Raw genomic sequence first — 19459 nt, 5'->3', positions numbered from 1 at the left:
TGGTTTATTTCGACAGTGAGCTTAGACCGTATATAGGCAATCTGTCGATCGTTAAACGTCAACAACACATAGTATGAAACAAAGTGCCTTGGTTTATTGTGAAAACGAATTTGGGAATATAGACGGCAAAGTGTCCAATGGACTCATTAGGCAATCGGAAAGGTATGCCATTGTTGGGGTTATAGACAGTACCAAAGCCGGCCAAGATGCAGGGGAGTGTCTTGATGGCGTGAAAAGGGCAATTCCAATTTTTAAGAGCATTGGGAGCGCCCTAGAAGAATTGGGCAGTATTCCAAAATATTTTATCTACGGTATTGCACCACTCACCCCATTCTTGAGCAATGAACAAAGAGAGGTTATTTTTACAGCTATGAAGTATGGGATGAACATCGTTAATGGTCTCCCCGAATTTTTAAACGATGACCCGCAATTTACCCGGATGGCCCATGAATACGGAGTGACCATCCAAGATGTTCGAAAGCCGCCTGCACGTGAAAACCTCCACAATTTTACAGGACGTATCCAATACATAAAGGTTCCAATCGTAACGGTTATGGGAACTGATTGTGCGGTCGGCAAAAGAACCACTGCCTTATTTTTAGTGGAAGCACTGCGGAATGAAGGCTTGAACGCCGTTTTCATCACCACCGGTCAGACGGGCCTCCTCCAAGGTTCCGAATATGGAGTGGCAATAGACGTTCTAACCTCTGGGTTTGCAACAGGGGAAGTTGAAAATTCCATTCTGAATGCCTGTGAAAAAGAGGAACCCGATATCATTGTGGTAGAAGGTCAAGGAGCGTTGAGCCATCCTGCATATACCTCTTCAAGCGCCATCTTGCGCGGTGCTATGCCCGATGCCATTATTTTACAACACCCCCCCAAACGAAAAAGCTATTGTGATTATCCGAAAATTCCAATGTTGGGGCTGGTAGGTGAGATCGAAATGATAGAGATGTTCTCCAAGGCCAAGGTTATGGCCATTACCATCAACCATGAAAAGATGGGCAATGCCGAAATAAGCCAATTCATTAAGCGATATGAATCCGAATTTAATCTACCCGTCACGGATGTTTTGATGTATGGGTGCGATAAATTGGTAAAAGCATTGCTCAGGACATTTCCAGAGCTTGCAAGGGAATCGGTGTCCGTTTGAACCTTCCGAGAATAGATATCGATTCTGCGAAAATTGCAGATAATGTCCAACAATTGACAACACTATATGGTTCCAAGGGCATCAAAATAATAGGTGTTACCAAAGTCATTGGCGGAGATCCGGCCATTGCGGGAATCTTGGTGGACAACGGCATCAATATCCTTGCGGATTCAAGAATAGAAAATATATTAAGAATGCGTAAGGCCGGTATAAGGGCACAGTACATGTTGCTCAGATCACCGGCACTCAGCCAAGCGGAAAAAGTGGTCGCCCATGCACATATCAGCCTGAATTCGGAACTCATAGTGCTCAGGGAACTTTCAAAGCATGCCTTGAAAAATCAAAACATCCATAAAGTGATCCTAATGGTGGAACTTGGGGATCTGCGTGAGGGGATCATGCCTTCGGACATGGAGAATATGGTAAGGAATGTGATGGGCTTGAAAGGCATCGTTTTGATCGGGATCGGTACAAACCTTGCCTGTTTCGGTGGAATAGCACCTGACCATGATAATATGGCCGAGCTATCCTCCATGGCTGTACATTTAGAAAACAAGTTCAATATTTCCCTGGACATTGTTTCTGGGGGGAATTCTGCAAACTACCATTGGTTCAAATCATCTAAAGATGTGGGCAGGATAAACAACTTACGTTTGGGGGAGTCTATTTTTCTTGGCAGGGAAGCACTTTGCAGAGAACCCATTCCAGGGCTTTTTACCGATATATTTACCCTTGTGGCCGAGGTTATAGAGGTAAAGCAAAAACCATCAAAACCTTATGGTAAAGTCTATCAAAACATGAACGGTGAAATCCCCCGTTTCAAAGACCTCGGCTTAATGTCCAGGGCCATTTTAGGCATTGGCCAACAGGATGTTTTGGTTTCCGGAATTGTTCCAAAACAAGATGTGGCCATTTTAGGGGCAAGTAGCGATCATATTGTGGTAGATAACGATAAGGCAAACTTAAAGGTGGGGGATACCGTGACATTCGACCTTGACTACAATGCCCTCTTGAGAGGGCTGAACTCCACACATATAACAAAAAAACATGTCAACTATCAAGAATGCCAAGAAGTATTGTGAAGCAGTGGAAGCCAAAGATGCCCGAAACAAGATCTTGGTCCCGACCATTCCGATCCGGGAAAACCACGCCGCCTTAAAAAGTTTAAAAGAGGTAGGTCTTCATTTGATTTTTGAACCCTCGCTCATGGATGATTATCAATATCTTGTCCGGGAGGATATGATCGAAAAAATTGCCCGCATAAGCCGAAAGCTGAATGCAGAGAACAAGATTTTGATCATTCGTTCCGCATGGAGGTCCTTTGAACATCAACAGCTACTTTGGGAAACCAAATTCATGTCCTTTCAAAGGATGCATAGGATGCATCCTGAAAAGTCTTTGGAAGAGATTGAAGAGATTGCCAGTCATTTCATTGCTCCGCCCCAAAAGTCAATGCATACCACAGGCGGTGCAATAGATGCATTGATCTATGATGGCGTTGAAGATAGAGTCATGGACTTTGGAACCAATAATGGGTTGGAAATAAAACTCTCAAAGCATTGTTACCCCCACCACCCGAGCATGGGTCCTGAAGCGAAGAAGAATAGGGCCCTGTTGATCGGATTGTTTGAAGATGAAGATTTTGTGTGTGATTTGAAAGAATATTGGCATTTTGATTATGGCAATGTTATGTGGGCCATTGGAAAAGAAAAGGAATATGCCATGTATGGTGCCATAACCTAAAATAGGTCAAGATACACTGGGAAAATGGATATGCCGGACAAGAATACATTCCACAAAAAAGAGGGCGAAAGCCCTCTTCACTATTTATGATATTAAGAAAAACGCATTAGCATAGGTGCGGTGTGCCTTCGATGGTTTTTCCAGCTCTCATGACGACTTATTGGTCTGTCGATGCTCGGATTGTTGTCCTGAGGCACTTTCTTTTTCGGCTTCATAACTCTTTCTCAATTTAACTACCTGTGATGGGGGCAAAACACTCCCTTATAAACACTTGGATATAGCATGTAAAGATAGTCTAAGCATTACATCAATGGGATAAGTTTAACATGGCGCTAAGACAGATAAAATGGGCGATGTGGGCCATTTAATGGCCTAAAATTTTGAAATTGCCCCCTTGCCGGCAAGGTGCTGTAAAGTCCATAATGCCAGCTCATGATAAAACACTCTCTAAACGCTTCGGAGGGGCTTAAAACACTTTTTGTTCCAGGAATAATCTTTCGCCAAAGGCCAAATTCCCATAATCTCTTTTCTATCCGATTTACCTTGTCTTTCATAACTCTGGATTTTTTGGTTACCAGAATATGGAAAAGGGCCATGTGCCAAAGCTTGACAAAGTGTGATTTATGTAAGACCTGTCCGATCAGGTATAACATATTGGGGAGGCTAAATCCCATCTTTGCAATAAAAAACAACTACTATGGATAATGACCCAATAAACGACATAAAGAACGTACTGAAAAAAAGACAATGGAGAAGTTTGATCATTAGTGTTGCATTGGTAGTATTCCTTTTTGCATTTAAACCATGGGTTCAGATCGGTGCAGGAGAAAGAGGTATTGTCCAGAATTTTGGAGCGGTACAGGACGTGGTATTGGATGAAGGTATCCACTTCAAAATACCCATAGTTCAGACCGTGATCCCCATGGATGTAAAGATTCAAAAGATCATGACCGATGCCGCTTCTTCATCCTCTGACCTTCAGGATGTGGATTTGTCCGTTGCACTTAACTATCATATCATACCCGACAAGGCCAATTTGGTGTATCAGACCATCGGTGTGGAATTTAAGGAACGTATCATCGACCCAGCCATTCAAGAGGTCATGAAAGCGGTGTCGGCCAAGTATACCGCCGAAGAATTGATTACCAAAAGGCCAGCGGTAAGCTCGGAAATGCAAGAAGCCCTTACTTCAAGATTGCTCGCATCGAATATATCGGTTGATGCCTTTTCGATCATATCATTCAGTTTTTCCCAGACCTTTACCGATGCCATAGAGGCAAAACAAACCGCTGAACAAAATGCATTGAAAGCCAAAAGGGACCTGGACAGGATAAAGGTCGAGGCCGAACAGACCATTGCTGCAGCAACCGCAGAAGCAGAGGCATTACGGTTACAAAAAATGAATATTTCACCCGACCTGATCGAACTCAGGAAGATAGAGGCAAACCTAAAGGCCATAGAAAAATGGAATGGGATCTTGCCCCAGGTAACGGGTGCAGGTGCCATTCCATTTATAGGCGTAGGGGATGTTATCAAAACGGATAAATGATCATTGAGTTTGAGCATGGAGACCATGATTGCAAAGTTCATTCTGATTCACTTCATAGTGGGATCCCTTAGAGGGTTTTATAGATACCTCATGATTGATAAACATCAATACAACTATTATGATCCATCCATGAAACTTATAGGGAAATTGGCTCATAATTTGTTATATGGCACTATCAATTCAACCACTTTTCTCATTTCGGTTTTTTTGTCTGTCCTGGCATTTTTAACGCTTTAGATTGATCGATACATCCCTTTCAGAAGTGTTGGATTGACTTGGGCTTCTTGTATGGTAAGATTCCATTGCAGGACTTGAACATGTACAAAGTTAACTTTGAAAGTTCCGGTAAACAACATGTAAGTGGGAAGTATTGACCAGCCTTGCCGGGGAAGCTTTTCAAAAGGTCCTATGTAGGTTTTTTACCTGTTTAGGGCTCGGATTGGTATAGGCTGGGGCAAGGTCCTTTTTGACATCACGGAATAGGTTTTTTTGGAAAAATTGATATATCCTATTATTTGAAATCAAAAAATAAATAGAAACCCTGTAAATAATTCATTTACAGGGTTTCTTGTTTTGAGATGGAGTCTCTTAGCGGAGGAAGGGGATCTTTTGCAATACTCACATTGATAATGTTTTGAAGACTTTGGAAGGGGCAATTTTCATGCATTCACCGAAAGGGTCTCTGGTTTACCTAAACTTCAACAATAGTAGGTCAAAATCAATCATTTTGAAGCAATTTTATGTACTGAACAACAGTGCGTTGTGAAACTTTAAATAGGTAGGCGTGAATATTTTTACATAAGCAAATTAAAGTCAATTGAAAATCAGGTTAGGGACTATAAAGTGCCTTTAAGTCCTTAAACTTTAATTCATAGGGATGCCTAACTTTAAGAAGTGGAGAAAAAAAAGGATATTGTTGTAGATTGATGAAAATTGAGACCTTTAAGCAATTAATAGTTAAAATGTAATCAATTACAATGAAAAACACTGTTTACGTGAAAAATATGGTATGCAATCGGTGTATCCGTGCGGTAGAGGATATTTTCAAAAAAAACGATATTCCAATAATATCCATTCAATTGGGTGAGGTTGAAATAGACCAAGGTCTGGATGAAGGGAAGAGAGCTCTTTTAAAGGATGACCTGGAAGCACTGGGGTTCGCCATAATCAATGATCGCAAGGGACAGCTTATAGAACAAATTAAAAATCTTGTCATTGAGGCCGTTCATTACAACAAATCAGCGGAAAAGGTCAAATGGCCGGAGTACCTCTCCGATCAATTACATCTTGATTACAAGTATCTGAGTTCACTTTTCTCTTCCGTGGAAAGCATCACTTTGGAGCAATATATTATCAATCAAAAGATTGAAAAGGTCAAGGAATTACTTGTTTATGATGAATTGAGCTTAAAAGAAATAGCATTTCAATTGGACTATAGCAGTACTGCTTACTTAAGCAATCAATTCAAGAAGGTGATGGGCATGACGCCGACACATTTTAAAAACAGTGTCGCCCATAACAGAAAATCACTTGACCACATCTAGAAGTCCATTTTAGGTTAATTCTACAATTCTTTCAGTAAATATTGTAATAGCTCATTCCATACCTATTCTGAAATTCGTGCAAACAAAATCGGAGTAGCAAATGGAAGCAATCAATATTGCAGAAAATACATTGAAGGAACATAAGAAGACGCTAAAAAAATCATTTCCAGTCACAGGGATGACATGTGCCGTATGTGCTTCCAGTGTGGAATCTATGCTCCAAAATACCGAAGGGGTGTATGGAGCCAATGTCAACTTCGCCAACAGTACAGTTCTGGTGGAATATGAGGATACTTTGAACCCTGAAGAACTTCAGAATGCGGTGCGTCAAATTGGATATGATATTGTTGTTGACACCGAGAATCGGACCGAAGTACAGGAGGAACTTTCAAAAAAACACTATGAGACTATAAAAAAGCGAACCATGTGGTCCGCTATTTTAACACTTCCCATTTTCGTATTGGGGATGTTCTTTATGGATTGGGTCACAGGTAGGTGGATTTCGTTGGTTCTTGCCGTTCCCATCCTGTTCTGGTTTGGCCGAAGCTTTTTCGTTAATGCCCTCAAGCAAGCCAAGTTCGGTAAAGCCAATATGGATACCTTGGTCGCGCTCAGCACCAGCATTGCCTTCTTGTTCAGTGTATTCAACACCTTTTTTCCTGAATTTTGGCTAAGCAAAGGTATGGAGCCCCATGTCTACTATGAAGCGGCCACGGTAATCATCACCTTTATTTCTTTGGGAAAATTATTGGAGGAAAAGGCTAAATCAAATACTTCTTCGGCCATTAAAAAATTAATAGGGTTACAGCCAAATACATTGAAGGTGTTGGAAAATGGGGAGGAAAGGGAAATTCCAATCTCTTCGGTGAAGGCAGACCAAACGATACTGGTGAGGCCTGGGGAAAAAATACCTGTTGATGGAATAGTGTCCTAAGGGAGCTCCTATGTTGATGAAAGCATGATCACAGGCGAACCTGTTCCTGTTGAAAAAACAAAAAATGATAAAGTATTTGCTGGAACCATAAACCAGAAAGGAAGTTTTCAGTTTATTGCAGTAAAGGTGGGAGGTGAGACCCTTTTGTCCCAAATCATCAAAATGGTGCAGGAAGCACAGGGGAGCAAAGCACCTGTACAAAAATTGGTGGACAGGATTGCCGGTATTTTTGTTCCCGTGGTGATGACGATTTCGCTTGTGACATTTATAACATGGATGTTATTGGGTGGAGAAAATGCTTTTACCCAAGCACTTTTGACGTCGGTTGCCGTATTGGTGATAGCTTGTCCCTGTGCACTGGGATTGGCAACCCCTACCGCTATAATGGTCGGTATTGGCAAAGGTGCTGAAAACAATATCCTTATTAAGGATGCAGAAAGTCTGGAGTTGGGTTACAAAGTAAATGCCATTATCCTGGATAAAACGGGTACAATAACAGAAGGTAAGCCAGTGGTGACCAATATGGTCTTTGCGGACCATGTAACCGATTACACGGGCCTGGAACAAATTTTATTTGCCATGGAAGCACAGTCTGAACACCCCTTGGCAGAAGCCGTGGTCTCCTTTTTAAAACACAGAAAAGTTAATCCAATCGAAATTTCGAACTTCAATAGCATTACTGGAAAAGGGGTTCGAGCAGAAACGTTGAATGGTACGGGATACTTTGCGGGCAATCATAAATTAATGATCGACAACAGCCTTACCATCGACTCGTACTTGGAACATTTGGTCGAAGAATGGGAAGAGGAAGCTAAAACGGTCATATACTTTGGAGACGAAAGGAAAGTATTGGGCATAATGGCCATTTCTGATAAAATAAAGGAAACCTCAAAAGAAGCCATCAAAGAAATGTTGGATAGGGGAATAGAGGTGCACATGCTTACCGGTGACAACAAAAAAACAGCTGAAGCGGTATCATACCAAGTGGGTATCACAAATTACAAAGGGGAAGTGCTTCCTTCGGATAAAGCAGATTTTGTAAAAATGCTTCAAGGCAAGGGGAAAGTGGTCGCAATGGTAGGAGATGGAATCAATGATTCGCAGGCCCTGGCACAAGCAGATGTGAGCATTGCCATGGGAAAAGGATCGGACATTGCTATGGATGTTGCAAAAATGACGCTCATAACTTCTGATTTAAAAGCTATTCCCAAAGCCTTGAAATTATCCCAAAAAACTGTAATGGGCATAAGACAAAATCTTTTTTGGGCCTTTATATACAACATCATTGGAATTCCTATAGCTGCAGGGCTTCTGTATCCAATCAATGGATTTTTGTTGGATCCAATGATAGCAGGTGCTGCTATGGCTTTTAGCAGTGTATCGGTAGTGTTGAACAGTTTGAGACTTAAAACTATTGACTTAGCTTAATTTTTAATTTAAAATAGATAAACATGAGTACCTTAAAATTTAAATCAAATATTAAATGTAGTGGGTGTGCCAATACGGTAAAACCTTTTTTGGATAAGATAGATGGCGTGACAGATTGGTCTGTTGATTTTGCCTCAACCGAAAAGTTTTTGACGGTGAAAACTACAGGTGCTACCGAAGAGGAAATCGCATCTGCTGTTAAATCGGCGGGATATTTATTAACCAAGATATAAGAGGGTATGCGAAAGAACATCAACAAAATTATCCGAATTGTTTTAGGACTGGCATTGATTCTGTTTGGATTGGATAAATTCTTTGAATTTCTACCTCACGAACATGTCATGACAGAGGAATTTATTGCTGCTTATCATGGACTTTTGGCCAATAAATTCATTATGCCAACAGTAGGTGTGGTGGAACTGTTATCAGGTATTCTCTTGGTTGTTGGTAGATGGGTTATCGTTGCATTGTTAGCCATGATTCCTATTGCTTTTGGAATACTTGGTTTTCACATTTCGGTTGATATCCAAGGAATTTTTCTTGGAGCATTAATAACAGTAATGCTCCTTTATCTTTTATCAGGACATTTTTCCAATATTGGGTATTTGATTAAGCAAGTAGATGCAAAAAATTAATTGTGAAAATATTATGGAATAGCAATTAATAAATCAATATTCCAGATTAACAAATAAAGGGTTGAAAACTCAACCCTTTATTTAAATCATATAAATGCCGTTAAATCCGAGGAGAACGTAAGAACTACGGAAAATTAATAAAAAGCTCATAGGTTTCTTGGATATATCAATAAAGTTATTCCTCTTCGATTATCTTTTTCCGTCGTTCATATTCTTGCGTAGAAATCTCTCCGTTGGCATATCTTCTTTTTAAAATTTCCATTGGTGATTCCTTGTTGTTTTTAGAAAATCCATTGGTATTTAATAGCTTGATCACAAGCCAGATACCAACGATTACTATCGGTAACCAGATGAGCCACATCATGGTCGAGCCCATATTATGCCAGTCCCAGTCATGCATAATGTTGTTGTTTTATCGCTTTTTTTCATGCTTTGACATTTGTCTGTGCTATAACCTTATCGATGCATCCCATTTTTTTGTTGCATCATGTCCATCATGTGTTGGTTTCCCATCATCATGTTGGTCATCCTGTTTCCGAAGGCGGAATCTTGCTCCATCATTTGGAGCATGTTGCCCATCATCATCTTGGAAATGGTACTATCCTGCATCATCATGTTCATCATGGCTTCCCTATTGCCCATCATTGTGTGCATCATTTCTTGATTTCCCATTATCATTTGCATGGCATGATCATTGTCCATCATATGCCCCATCATGTTCATCATCATTTGATGGTCACTGCTTATATTTTCCATAATGGCATCCTGCATAGCAGGATCCTTCAAAACTTCCTCGGCACTTTGTTTTTGTGCCTGTGAGCACCCCACTAGAAATAAAGTGAGTACTAAAATCATTAACGAATTAAATTTTATGTCCATAATCATTTGATTTTGTTTCAAAATCTCAAATCGAGTTACTTTAAAGTTACTCAATATCAGTTGGTTGATGAAATGTTTTTCCTTAAATATTTGGAACAATAATGAGCACGGTTTTGCCTATGGATAAAACAGGAATATTAATGAGCGCTATATCATGAAGTTGAAATAATTATAGAAGCGAATGGAACGAAGTAAAGTGCTGCAAGCCCCAAATCTTAACAGGACCAACCTGCTGGCGAGGCAAAATCAGTCTTTAATTCATTAGCACAAAGTGGGACACAGGATTTCTTGTACTGTTTGTACAATACAACAATTACGGGGGTTGGAACGGCAATAATTGATAATCTGGCCTTACTAAAAAGGGCTAACAAGAAAGTTGTCACAAATGCACTCGTTTTAGCCCATAGGGACAAAACAGTTTGGAATGAATCAAGCATTGAGGCCAGAGCCAAAATTTTAGCAGGAAGGGCAATACTAGTTTGTAAAAAACCAGAACTATCACAAGAAATAATCAATATCTACCGCGAACCGGAAAAATAAAATGGAGAAAGTGTTTATTCTATAGAGGATTATGAATATTTAAATGGAGATATATTTAAACTTTGTGAAGTATTGGAAAAGCGGATTCTGAATTTGGATTCAAGTGTTAGGGTTGAATTTAAAAAAAAAGTACATTGCTTTTAAGGTATCGACAAATTTTGTTGATATAGTTCCACAAAAAAGAAGATTACGCTTATCTCTTAACGCGGATTTTGACGAAATCAAGGATCCGAATAATTTATGTAAAGATGTGTCTGGATTAGGGCGTTGGGGTAATGGGGATGTTGAGATAGGTGTCGACGGTCGAACCAACTTGGATGCTGTAATTAGTTTGATACAACAAGCTCAAGACATACAACTAAATACGGATTAAATACATAGGTTTTATCAACTACATTGTCAACCAAAAAACAAAAGCCCCTATTAAAGGGGCTTTTCACGTTATTAAGCGGAGGAAGAGGGATTCGAACCCCCGGAGGTGTGACCCTCAACAGTTTTCAAGACTGCCGCATTCGACCACTCTGCCATTCCTCCTAAGCGGGTGCAAATATAAAAAGCTTTTTGTTATCCCGAAAGCGCTTTTTGTTTTATTGTCAAAAATAAAATCCGGTGTACTGATCCAGTACACCGGATTCAAATACTATGTTTAAATGGCCTTAGTTCAAATCAATTTCCAACCCTAGGGATAAAATGTCCCAAGAGCCACCATCGCGTGAAACACCTCGATAGGCCAAGACCAAATCCAACGTTTCGCTTATTGAATAGGCCGCTCTGGGGGCGTAATAAAAGCCACCGTCGTTGCCGTCATTAATACCAATGGCATAGCCCAAGTCCAATCCAAGTGAAAACTGATCTGTTGCATGGAATCGACCTGCTGCTGCAATAGGCAGGAATTGGACATCATCTACTTTGATCGTACCAATACCGGTGTCAACATCTTTGCCAAACGATTGGGAGAATCCAATGGATGGTCCGGCTTGAAAGTCATCGGAAACATCAAACAGATAACCTAGTTCCACCGCAATGGCGAAAGAAGAAAAATCTCCGGCATCGCCAACCGGCAAACCGGCATGGATCCCTGCTTTAAAATCACCTTGGGCCTGCATGGTGGCAAGTCCAAAGAAAACGGCTAGTGTAAAGACTGTGAATTTTTTCATGAGATTGATTTTAGAATTACTCCAAAAATAGAAAATATTGTCAATATGATATTTTAGACATAGATAAAATGATAAAACAATAATTAACATATAATTAAAATGGATATACGTCAAAATTTTGATTCAAACAAAGTTTATGGGCATTCATGGGGACCCTTCAAAACAATGGTCTTATTTTTGTTTTTATGTTGGAATGGTACCACTATTTGTTGCTTATCACCGTTGGTTTTGCCGTGGGTTTTATCAATACCGTTGCAGGTGGGGGTTCCTTACTTTCTTTGCCAACACTTATATTTTTGGGGTTACCGGCCCCAGTGGCCAATGGCACCAATCGTGTGGCCATTGTGATTCAAACCGCCTTGGCAACAGCTGGTTTTAAAAGTAAGGGCGTGTCCACCTATCCATTTAACCTGCGTTTGGGCATAGCCGCATTTTTAGGATCCATTGTAGGGGCTACCATTGCGGTAGACATTGATGGAGAAACCTTTAATCGAATTCTAGCCATTGTGATGCTGGCGGTTGTACTTATCATCATTTTTAAGCCCAAGATGCGCTTGGAGGACATGCAGGAACGATTGACAGGCAAATACCTTTGGGTAAGCCTGATCGTCTTTTTTCTTTTCGGGATCTATGGTGGGTTCATCAACGCCGGTCTTGGATTTTTGATGATGTTTTTTATGCATTATTACAATCGGATGAACTTGGTGCGTGTGAATGCCACCAAGGTAGCCGTGGTCTTTATATACATGCTTTCAGCATTGGCAGTTTTTGCTTTTTACGATAAGGTCAATTGGAAACTTGGGTTTATATTGGCCATTGGCAATGGTTCTGGGGCTTGGGTGGCCAGTCGATTTTCGGTCAAGAAAGGCGATGGCTTTATCAAGACCTTTTTGGTAGTGGTGGTAATTTTAATGGCCATTAAACTTTGGTTTGGAGACCAGTTGATGGATTGGTTGTGTACCAATATTCTAAATAATAAGTATTGTAGTTAAAGAATAAAGATTATCAAAATATGCCTGGATTTGAACTATTTGGTGATAAGGAACGAAAACAAGTACAGGATGTCATGGACTCCGGCGTGTTGATGCGCTACGGGTTTGATGGTATGCGTAACGGACATTGGAAGGCCAAGGAACTGGAATTGGCCTTGGCAAAACGTATGGGAACCAACCACGCCCATTTGGTGAGCAGTGGTACCGCGGCGCTTACTGTGGCTTTGGCCAGTGCAGGAGTAGGGGCAGGGGATGAAGTCATTATGCCCACCTTTACGTTTGTGGCCAGTTTTGAATCCATTTTGGCCTTGGGGGCCGTGCCCATTTTGGTCGATATCGATGATACCTTGACGTTGAATCCGGATGCCGTGGAAAAAGCCATTACCCCAAAAACCAAGGTCGTGATGCCCGTGCATATGTGTGGTTCCATGGCCAATTTGGAAGCCTTGCAACACATTTGTAACAAACACAATCTATTATTATTGGAGGATGCTTGTCAGGCCATAGGCGGTACCTACAAAGGCCAACCCTTGGGTAGTATCGGTAATTTGGGCTGCTTTTCATTCGATTATGTAAAGACCATTACCTGTGGGGAAGGTGGGGCAGTCATCACCAACAATGAAACTTATTATGAAAATGCCCATAAATATGCCGATCATGGCCATGATCACATTGGTAATGATAGGGGAGTGGAGAGCCATCCGTTCTTGGGCTATAATTTCAGGATATCGGAAATGAATGCCGCTGTGGGCGTGGCCCAATTGGCTCGATTGGATGAATTCTTGGCTATCCAAAAAACCAATTATACGATTTTGCGAGAGGCCTTGTCCCAAATTCCAGAAGTTGTTTTTCGTTCAGTGCCCGAGGGTGGGGAAGAGAACTATTCGTTCCTTAATTTTTTCATGCCTACAGAAGCACTGGCCCAAAAGACACATAAAGCTTTGGCGGCAAATGGTGTGGATGCTTGTTTTTACTGGTACAACAACAATTGGCACTACTACAAAAAATGGGAACATCTAACCCAGATGAAGTCCTTAGGGAATCTTCCCCAAGAAGTGAGAGCTCAACTACCCGATTACAGCAAGGCCGATTTCTCTGCATCGGACCATTGGATGGGCCGAACCAATTCCTGTTTGATCAAGTTGGGCTGGACAGAACAACAAACCAGGGAAAGGGCCGAGAAGATGGTTAAGGCCATTAAAAGTGTGGTTTAGTAGTTCACGTACTCCACAATCTCCAATCCATACCCCACCATACCCACACGACGGGTATGTGCCGAGTTGCTCAATAAGCGAATCTTTGAAATATTGAGGTCGTGAAGGATTTGTGCCCCAATACCAAAGTCCTTACTGTCCATATCGATTTTGGGAGCTTTGGTTATCCCCTGAGCCTGTAATTTTTTGAATTCGGACAGGCGACCCAACAAATTCATTGATTGGTTGCCCTGGTTAATAAAGATAATGGCACTTTTGTCTTCGGCGTTCAAGACCTTGAACATGCGTTGCAGGGCTTCATCCGGATTGTTGGTGAGGGTACCCAAAATATCGTTGTTCACCAACGTGGAATTGATCCGGGTCAACACGGGCTCCCCTGTTTTCCAATTGCCCTTTAAAAGTGCAATGTGTACTTGATCGTTGGTGGTCTGTTGGTAAGCGCGTAGCCTAAATTCACCAAACCGCGTCTGGATGGTAAAGGCTTCCTTCAGTTCTATCAAGCTATCGTGTTCCATGCGATAGGCAATCAAATCCTCGATGGACACAATCTTAAGGTCGAATTTTTTGGCGACTTCCATCAAATGGGGTAGTCGGGCCATGGTACCGTCCTCGTTCATGATTTCCACGATCACACCAGCAGGTTCCAAACCAGCCAAACGTGCAAAATCGATGGCCGCTTCGGTATGTCCTGTCCTGCGCAATACCCCACCTTCCTTGGCAATCAAAGGAAAAATGTGGCCAGGACGTGCCAAATCGTGTGGTTTGGTGGTCGGGTCGGTCAACGCCAATACCGTTTTGGCGCGATCGGAAGCAGAAATACCAGTAGTAACACCATTGCCCCTGAGATCCACGGAGACCGTGAAGGCGGTTTCCAATGGGTCCGTATTGTGACTTACCATTTTGTGGAGCCCCAAATCTTTGCACTTGCCTTCAGTAAGTGGAGCACAGATCAACCCCTTGCCATGTGTGGCCATAAAGTTGATTGTTTCCGGGGTGATGAGTTCTGCCGCGGCCACAAAGTCCCCTTCGTTTTCCCGGTTTTCATCGTCCACTACGATAATGACCTTGCCCTGACGGATATCCGCAATGGCTTCCTCAATGGCGTTCAGTTGTATTTTATTTTCTTTTGCTGTCATCATTCGGTTGCTTCCTTTTTCCTTTTGAACAGTGCTTTAATTCCATCTATAATATGGCCAAATCCAAACAATCCCTTATCAGCTGTGGCCCTTTTGGTCAACGAAATGCCCAGGGGCAGCATGATCAAAGTGGACAACCAGGCGCCAATGGCCGGGTGAATATTGCCTTCCTTGGCATAGTTTCCCGCAAATACCCCAATAAAATAATAGGTCAAAAATAAGATAATGGCAATGACCATGGGCAGGCCCAATCCACCTTTTCGGATGATGGCTCCCAAGGGCGCCCCAACAAAAAACAGGATGATACAGGAAAGGGCCAAGGCATATTTTTGGTGTAGCGATAAAATGTGGCTGTTGTAAAATTTGTATCTGCTTTGCAACTCGTCTTTTTTGGCAATGACCGTGCTTAAAATACTGGAAACATCACTTTCGGCTTTTTTCATCACCTGTAATTGTTCCCACTGCTGTAGGTTATCCAACAGTTCATCGATTGTGTTAATCTCAGGTTTTTCGGCCACAGGTTTGCTTTTAAAAGATGAACTTTGCTCCGTTACATTCTTTGGCTTGATGGAATCCATTGGTACCTTCACAGGGAAGGCTCCCATTCGGGTCACCACGTTTTTTGAGAAGGCTTCCACCTTTTCCAAGTTATTGTCACGAAGCGAATCGATATCCTTGATCAACCGACTTACATTTTTCATTTTGTTGGTGGTGATGTTCTGATCTTCTTCCAGATCTTGGTTGTTCAGCTCCGAAATATCGATATTGATGGTATAGGTTTCAAAATCCGCTTTGGCAAACGGCTCCTTGCGTCGCTCCTTGGCATCTTTGGGCATCAATTCTTCATAATAGTTGCCATCTTTCAATACCAATTGAATGATGTCCGATTCCTCACTACTGATCAATTCGCCCCCTTTAGCTTTGATTACCGTGTTGTTTAAGTTTTGCTTGGTTTTTTTATGGATGATCACATTGTCCAAAAAGCGATCTTGTTCCCCGTATTTTTTTTCCACCTTGATGTTCATACCCTCACCGGTGCCTTCAAAATCACTGAAAACCCCTTCGGTTATGGCTGCGGCAGGTTTTACTTTGGCAATGTTCCGACGCAGGTTGAACATTTTCTGTTCCGATTTCGGAATCACATTGTTCGCGAAGAAAAAGGTGACCACTCCTAAAAAGAGGACAAATACGATAAGGCTTCGCATGCCCCGTTGTAAAGAAATTCCAGAGGCTTTCATGGCGGCAAACTCGTAGTTTTCGGCAAACGTACCAAAGGTCAATATCGAAGAGAGCAACACCGTTAAGGGCAACACCTTGTCGATTAGGGTGGGGATGAAGTAGAAAATGAATTTACCGATAATGACAATACCTAGACCTTTTCCCGCCAAATCATCGATGAACAGCCATATTCCCTGAAAAATGAATATGACGATCAGAATGAAAAAGGAACTAAAGAAATTATAGAGAAATCTCCTTAATATATACTGGTCTAGTATTTTCAACGCCTAGTTTCTTGTAATGTAATACCCTTTATCCTCGTATTTTTTCTCGTTAAAGGTAAAAAGAGTACTCGAAAGGGGCTGATTGGTTTTGAAAGAATTAACGGTCAGCGTGGTTTTAGTGCCGTTCTTGCCCGTTTGGATCAATTTGTAAATGTGTTTGGTCTGGGTATCGATACCCAGTAAAACCGATTGGATTTCCGAATTGGAATCGATCGGGGTCAATTTTACATATTGGATTTGGCGACCGCCCACATTTTGAAGGATGTCCCATTTGTAGTTGTGTCCTGTTTTGTAGAAAGTCAACATTTTGGATGGACTTACATTGTCTTCATCCTCGTTCACATCCTCAATGGTCACTTCTTCATTTTCGGGCACAATGGTGTATACTTTCTTGCCATCGAACAGTTGTTGCGCTCCTAAATAGTTCAAGAAGTATTTTTCGTCGCTCAAGGTCACATTGCCTGTGGTTTCCTGATTTACATTGGCTTCCTTGTTTTCCAAGGTCGACTTGAATTCAATGTAAATGTTATCATAGGATTTCACCTTATTGTACACGTCATCCAAAAGCGCTTTGGCTTTATCGGCGCCTTGCGCGTATGAGAAAACTCCGATCATGGAGCATGCGAAGAGTAGGAAATATTTTTTGATCATGGTCTTATTTTGATTCATTTTCTAAATGTTGTTCCAAAGAATAAATATCTGGAATGAGCACTTGTCGTGCTTTGCTTCCTTCAAAAGGGCCTACAATTCCGGCGGCTTCCAATTGATCGATGATTCTACCGGCCCGGTTATAGCCCAATTTCAATTTTCGCTGGATCAGGGAGGCGGAACCTTGTTGGGCCGTCACGATCACCTCTGCAGCCTCACGGAACATGGCATCCCTATCCGAAATATCATAATCAATACTTGTGCCAGAATCCTCACCAACATATTCTGGTAGCATATGTGCTTCTGGATACGCACGTTGTGAGCCAATATATTCGGTGATTTTAGCCACTTCTGGGGTGTCAACAAAAGCGCACTGCAATCGTGTCACGTCGTTACCTTGGGTGTACAGCATGTCTCCCCGACCGATCAACTGGTCGGCACCTTGGGCATCCAAAATGGTACGTGAATCAATTTTAGAGGTCACCCTAAAGGCAATCCTGGCCGGGAAGTTGGCCTTGATAATACCCGTAATTACATTTACTGAAGGTCGTTGGGTAGCAATGATCAAATGGATGCCGATGGCACGTGCCAACTGGGCCAAACGTGCAATGGGCGTCTCTACTTCCTTGCCTGCGGTCATGATCAGATCGGCAAACTCGTCGATCACCAATACAATGTAAGGTAGGAACTTATGACCATCGTTAGGGTTCAATTTTCTGGCTTTGAACTTGACATTATATTCCTTGATGTTCCGCACCATCGCCGATTTCAACAGTTCGTAGCGATTATCCATCTCAATACATAAGGAATTCAGTGTATTGATGACTTTCGTTGTATCCGTGATGATGGCTTCGTCCGAATCGGGGAGTTTTGCCAAAAAGTGACGTTCAATTTTATTGTAGAGCGTAAGTTCCACCTTTTTCGGGTCCACAAAAATAAATTTGACCTCCGCTGGGTGCTTTTTGTAAAGAAGTGAAGTGATCACGGCATTCAAACCTACCGATTTTCCTTGTCCCGTAGCACCAGCCATCAATAAATGGGGCATTTTGGCCAAATCCACCACGAAGGTTTCGTTGCTAATGGTCTTTCCGAACGCAATGGGCAATTCCATCTCCGCTTTTTGAAACTTATTGGAAGCGATAACCGATCGCATGGAGACCACGGTGGCATTTTTATTGGGCACTTCTATACCCACGGTTCCTTTTCCGGGAATAGGGGCAATGATTCGAATGCCGAGTGCGGCCAGGGATAGCGCAATGTCATCCTCCAGGTTTTTGATCTTGGAGATACGGATCCCGGCATCCGGAACAATTTCATATAGGGTTACTGTTGGACCGATGGTTGCCTTAATCTGCGCAATACCGATCTTATAATTTTTGAGGGTGCTTACGATCCGGTTTTTGTTTTCCTCCAGTTCTTCCTGGTTGATGGTTATCCCACCTGATGCACCATGGGCATCCAATAGGTCCAAAGGTGGAAATTTATAGTTGCCCAATTCCAACTTGGGATCGAACTCTCCAAAGTCCTTAACCAATTTGGCCGCTTTCACATCGGTCTCCTCTTCTTCCTTGGTTTCTTCCACAGTAAGGTCGATATCGCTTTCTTCCTCTTCGGGAAGGTTCACGTCCAATCCGGCTTCATTTTGTAGAGGCGGAATATCCTTTTTATGGGTGTAGGTGTCAATTTTTTCAGGAACGGCATCATCCATGCTCAATTCGATGCTGCTTTCTTCCGTTTCATCCGGGTTATTGCTCGTATCAGCGGTGTCTGTATCCCTAAAGTCCGATTTGATCTTTTGTTTTTGGGAACGGAAGAAGTTGGCAAAACCTTCGGGGGTAAAATTGAACAAGCGCACCAAGATGACCATCAAAACAAAAATCAAAATAAGGAACACCCCTATTTTGCCTGTATAGTCCTGAAGAAAATCATTTACTTCATAACCGATGAGTCCGCCTAGAAGCGGCAAATCCGCTGCAAAAAAGCCTAAGGCCACCGATATCCAAATGATTCCGGTGAGTCCCCATATCCACTTGCCGATCAATCCCTTGGAATCCAAACCCAAGAAAAGATAGAGTCCTGTAATGGCCAAAAGAAAAGGGAAGGCAAAAGAGGCCAATCCGAAACCTTGGTACATAAAAAAGTGGCTGACGCTGGCTCCAAATTTGTTCAGTAGATTACTGGCCTGTGCATTGCGGTTTGCAAATTCGGAAAGCATGCTCTGGTCTTCCTGCCATGTAAAGTAAAACGACATGAACGAGAAGAAGAGCGCGATGCTTAGAACGATCAAAAGACTTCCAAAAATTATTTTGTTCTGCTTGGAAAGCTTGAACGAAACCTTCTTTTTGGGAGTTGTAGGTTTTGATTTTGATGTAGTCCTTTTTTTTGCCATCAATCCTTTTTAGTGC

Annotated in this window: 18 protein-coding genes, 1 tRNA gene and 1 pseudogene; 11 read left to right on the top strand and 9 right to left on the bottom strand. The window is 42.0% G+C overall.

From position 1 onward, the window contains the following. Positions 1–73 precede the first annotated feature (73 nt). From EO131_RS08105 to EO131_RS08095, 3 genes are read left to right on the top strand one after another with little or no spacing between them, the layout of a single operon-like run. Entirely contained in the window at positions 74–1153 is a 1080-nt protein-coding gene (locus EO131_RS08105) for an N-acetyltransferase DgcN family protein (RefSeq protein ID WP_127020687.1), read from the top strand. Beyond that, positions 1150–2235: an alanine/ornithine racemase family PLP-dependent enzyme gene (locus tag EO131_RS08100; protein WP_206512869.1), complete on the top strand. Its 1086-nt coding sequence runs from the start codon at positions 1150–1152 to the stop codon at positions 2233–2235. The genes EO131_RS08105 and EO131_RS08100 overlap by 4 nt, the downstream gene beginning before the upstream one ends. After that, positions 2201–2896, top strand: coding sequence for a D-alanyl-D-alanine carboxypeptidase family protein (locus tag EO131_RS08095; RefSeq protein WP_127020685.1), 696 nt, complete (start codon positions 2201–2203; stop codon positions 2894–2896). The genes EO131_RS08100 and EO131_RS08095 overlap by 35 nt, the downstream gene beginning before the upstream one ends. A 332-nt stretch (positions 2897–3228) precedes the next feature. Here the strand turns inward: EO131_RS08095 and EO131_RS08090 are convergent, their stop codons facing one another. Further along, entirely contained in the window at positions 3229–3450 is a 222-nt protein-coding gene (locus EO131_RS08090) for a hypothetical protein (RefSeq protein ID WP_127020684.1), read from the bottom strand. A 143-nt stretch (positions 3451–3593) separates the two neighbouring features. On the opposite strand from EO131_RS08090, the gene EO131_RS08085 reads away from it, so the two are divergent. From EO131_RS08085 to EO131_RS08065, 5 genes and pseudogenes are all read left to right on the top strand, one after another. Continuing rightward, a complete protein-coding gene (locus EO131_RS08085; RefSeq protein ID WP_127020683.1) occupies positions 3594–4445 on the top strand; it encodes a prohibitin family protein in 852 nt (283 codons plus the stop codon). 977 nt (positions 4446–5422) lie between these two features. Next, positions 5423–5989, top strand: coding sequence for a helix-turn-helix domain-containing protein (locus EO131_RS08080; protein ID WP_127020682.1), 567 nt, complete (start codon positions 5423–5425; stop codon positions 5987–5989). A 100-nt stretch (positions 5990–6089) separates the two neighbouring features. Beyond that, positions 6090–8351 (top strand): annotated as a pseudogene (locus tag EO131_RS08075) (heavy metal translocating P-type ATPase). Positions 8352–8374: 23 nt separating this feature from the next. Next, entirely contained in the window at positions 8375–8584 is a 210-nt protein-coding gene (locus tag EO131_RS08070) for a heavy-metal-associated domain-containing protein (protein WP_127020681.1), read from the top strand. A 6-nt stretch (positions 8585–8590) separates the two neighbouring features. Further along, complete coding sequence (locus EO131_RS08065) at positions 8591–8986, top strand: DoxX family protein (RefSeq protein WP_127020680.1); 396 nt, start codon at positions 8591–8593, stop codon at positions 8984–8986. A 175-nt stretch (positions 8987–9161) separates the two neighbouring features. On the opposite strand, the gene EO131_RS08060 is transcribed toward EO131_RS08065, so the two are convergent. Together EO131_RS08060 and EO131_RS08055 are read right to left on the bottom strand one after the other, a co-directional pair. Further along, the gene (locus tag EO131_RS08060) at positions 9162–9386 is read right to left on the bottom strand and encodes an SHOCT domain-containing protein (RefSeq protein WP_127020679.1); all 225 of its coding nucleotides are present in this window, start codon (positions 9384–9386) and stop codon (positions 9162–9164) included. Positions 9387–9442: 56 nt separating this feature from the next. Next, positions 9443–9865, bottom strand: coding sequence for a hypothetical protein (locus tag EO131_RS08055; protein WP_127020678.1), 423 nt, complete (start codon positions 9863–9865; stop codon positions 9443–9445). Between the two features lie 652 nt (positions 9866–10517). Here EO131_RS08055 and EO131_RS08050 point away from each other — a divergent pair. Beyond that, entirely contained in the window at positions 10518–10778 is a 261-nt protein-coding gene (locus EO131_RS08050; protein WP_127020677.1) for a DUF5655 domain-containing protein, read from the top strand. A gap of 76 nt (positions 10779–10854) precedes the next feature. On the opposite strand, the gene EO131_RS08045 is transcribed toward EO131_RS08050, so the two are convergent. Further along, a tRNA-Ser gene (locus EO131_RS08045) sits at positions 10855–10939 on the bottom strand. Between the two features lie 122 nt (positions 10940–11061). Beyond that, positions 11062–11562 (bottom strand): outer membrane beta-barrel protein, encoded by a 501-nt coding sequence (locus EO131_RS08040; protein WP_127020675.1) that lies wholly within the window; start codon positions 11560–11562, stop codon positions 11062–11064. A 185-nt stretch (positions 11563–11747) separates the two neighbouring features. Here EO131_RS08040 and EO131_RS08035 point away from each other — a divergent pair, with 185 nt between their 5' ends. Further along, positions 11748–12554 (top strand): sulfite exporter TauE/SafE family protein, encoded by an 807-nt coding sequence (locus tag EO131_RS08035; protein ID WP_127021387.1) that lies wholly within the window; start codon positions 11748–11750, stop codon positions 12552–12554. A 20-nt stretch (positions 12555–12574) separates the two neighbouring features. Beyond that, the gene (locus tag EO131_RS08030) at positions 12575–13768 is read left to right on the top strand and encodes a DegT/DnrJ/EryC1/StrS family aminotransferase (protein ID WP_127020673.1); all 1194 of its coding nucleotides are present in this window, start codon (positions 12575–12577) and stop codon (positions 13766–13768) included. Here EO131_RS08030 and ribB read toward each other — a convergent pair. From ribB to EO131_RS08010, 4 genes are read right to left on the bottom strand one after another with little or no spacing between them, the layout of a single operon-like run. Continuing rightward, a complete protein-coding gene (gene ribB, locus EO131_RS08025) occupies positions 13765–14904 on the bottom strand; it encodes a 3,4-dihydroxy-2-butanone-4-phosphate synthase (protein ID WP_417935632.1) in 1140 nt (379 codons plus the stop codon). The two genes, EO131_RS08030 and ribB, sit on opposite strands and share 4 nt — an antisense overlap. Continuing rightward, positions 14904–16406, bottom strand: coding sequence for an LptF/LptG family permease (locus EO131_RS08020; protein WP_127020668.1), 1503 nt, complete (start codon positions 16404–16406; stop codon positions 14904–14906). Before EO131_RS08020 ends, ribB begins: the two co-directional genes overlap by 1 nt. A 3-nt stretch (positions 16407–16409) precedes the next feature. Then, entirely contained in the window at positions 16410–17057 is a 648-nt protein-coding gene (gene lolA1, locus EO131_RS08015; protein ID WP_127020666.1) for an outer membrane lipoprotein periplasmic chaperone LolA1, read from the bottom strand. Positions 17058–17061: 4 nt separating this feature from the next. Continuing rightward, on the bottom strand, positions 17062–19443 hold the full coding sequence (locus EO131_RS08010) for a DNA translocase FtsK (protein WP_127020664.1): 2382 nt from the start codon (positions 19441–19443) through the stop codon (positions 17062–17064). Between the last annotated feature and the right edge of the window lie 16 nt (positions 19444–19459).

The sequence above is a fragment of the Flagellimonas beolgyonensis genome (assembly GCF_003992615.1).
Classification (GTDB): domain Bacteria; phylum Bacteroidota; class Bacteroidia; order Flavobacteriales; family Flavobacteriaceae; genus Flagellimonas; species Flagellimonas beolgyonensis.
This window is presented reverse-complemented; position numbering and strand designations above follow the sequence as displayed.

Bases quoted from the DNA above. Each gene is read 5' to 3' on its own strand.
- EO131_RS08105 (WP_127020687.1), top strand. From the start codon at position 74: ATGAAACAAAGTGCCTTGGTTTATTGTGAAAACGAATTTGGGAATATA.
- EO131_RS08095 (WP_127020685.1), top strand. From the start codon at position 2,201: ATGTCAACTATCAAGAATGCCAAGAAGTATTGTGAAGCAGTGGAAGCC.
- EO131_RS08090 (WP_127020684.1), bottom strand. From the start codon at position 3,450: ATGAAAGACAAGGTAAATCGGATAGAAAAGAGATTATGGGAATTTGGC.
- EO131_RS08085 (WP_127020683.1), top strand. From the start codon at position 3,594: ATGGATAATGACCCAATAAACGACATAAAGAACGTACTGAAAAAAAGA.
- EO131_RS08080 (WP_127020682.1), top strand. From the start codon at position 5,423: ATGAAAAACACTGTTTACGTGAAAAATATGGTATGCAATCGGTGTATC.
- EO131_RS08070 (WP_127020681.1), top strand. From the start codon at position 8,375: ATGAGTACCTTAAAATTTAAATCAAATATTAAATGTAGTGGGTGTGCC.
- EO131_RS08065 (WP_127020680.1), top strand. From the start codon at position 8,591: ATGCGAAAGAACATCAACAAAATTATCCGAATTGTTTTAGGACTGGCA.
- EO131_RS08060 (WP_127020679.1), bottom strand. From the start codon at position 9,386: ATGCATGACTGGGACTGGCATAATATGGGCTCGACCATGATGTGGCTC.
- EO131_RS08055 (WP_127020678.1), bottom strand. From the start codon at position 9,865: ATGGACATAAAATTTAATTCGTTAATGATTTTAGTACTCACTTTATTT.
- EO131_RS08040 (WP_127020675.1), bottom strand. From the start codon at position 11,562: ATGAAAAAATTCACAGTCTTTACACTAGCCGTTTTCTTTGGACTTGCC.
- EO131_RS08035 (WP_127021387.1), top strand. From the start codon at position 11,748: ATGTTGGAATGGTACCACTATTTGTTGCTTATCACCGTTGGTTTTGCC.
- EO131_RS08030 (WP_127020673.1), top strand. From the start codon at position 12,575: ATGCCTGGATTTGAACTATTTGGTGATAAGGAACGAAAACAAGTACAG.
- ribB (WP_417935632.1), bottom strand. From the start codon at position 14,904: ATGACAGCAAAAGAAAATAAAATACAACTGAACGCCATTGAGGAAGCC.
- lolA1 (WP_127020666.1), bottom strand. From the start codon at position 17,057: ATGATCAAAAAATATTTCCTACTCTTCGCATGCTCCATGATCGGAGTT.
- EO131_RS08010 (WP_127020664.1), bottom strand. From the start codon at position 19,443: ATGGCAAAAAAAAGGACTACATCAAAATCAAAACCTACAACTCCCAAA.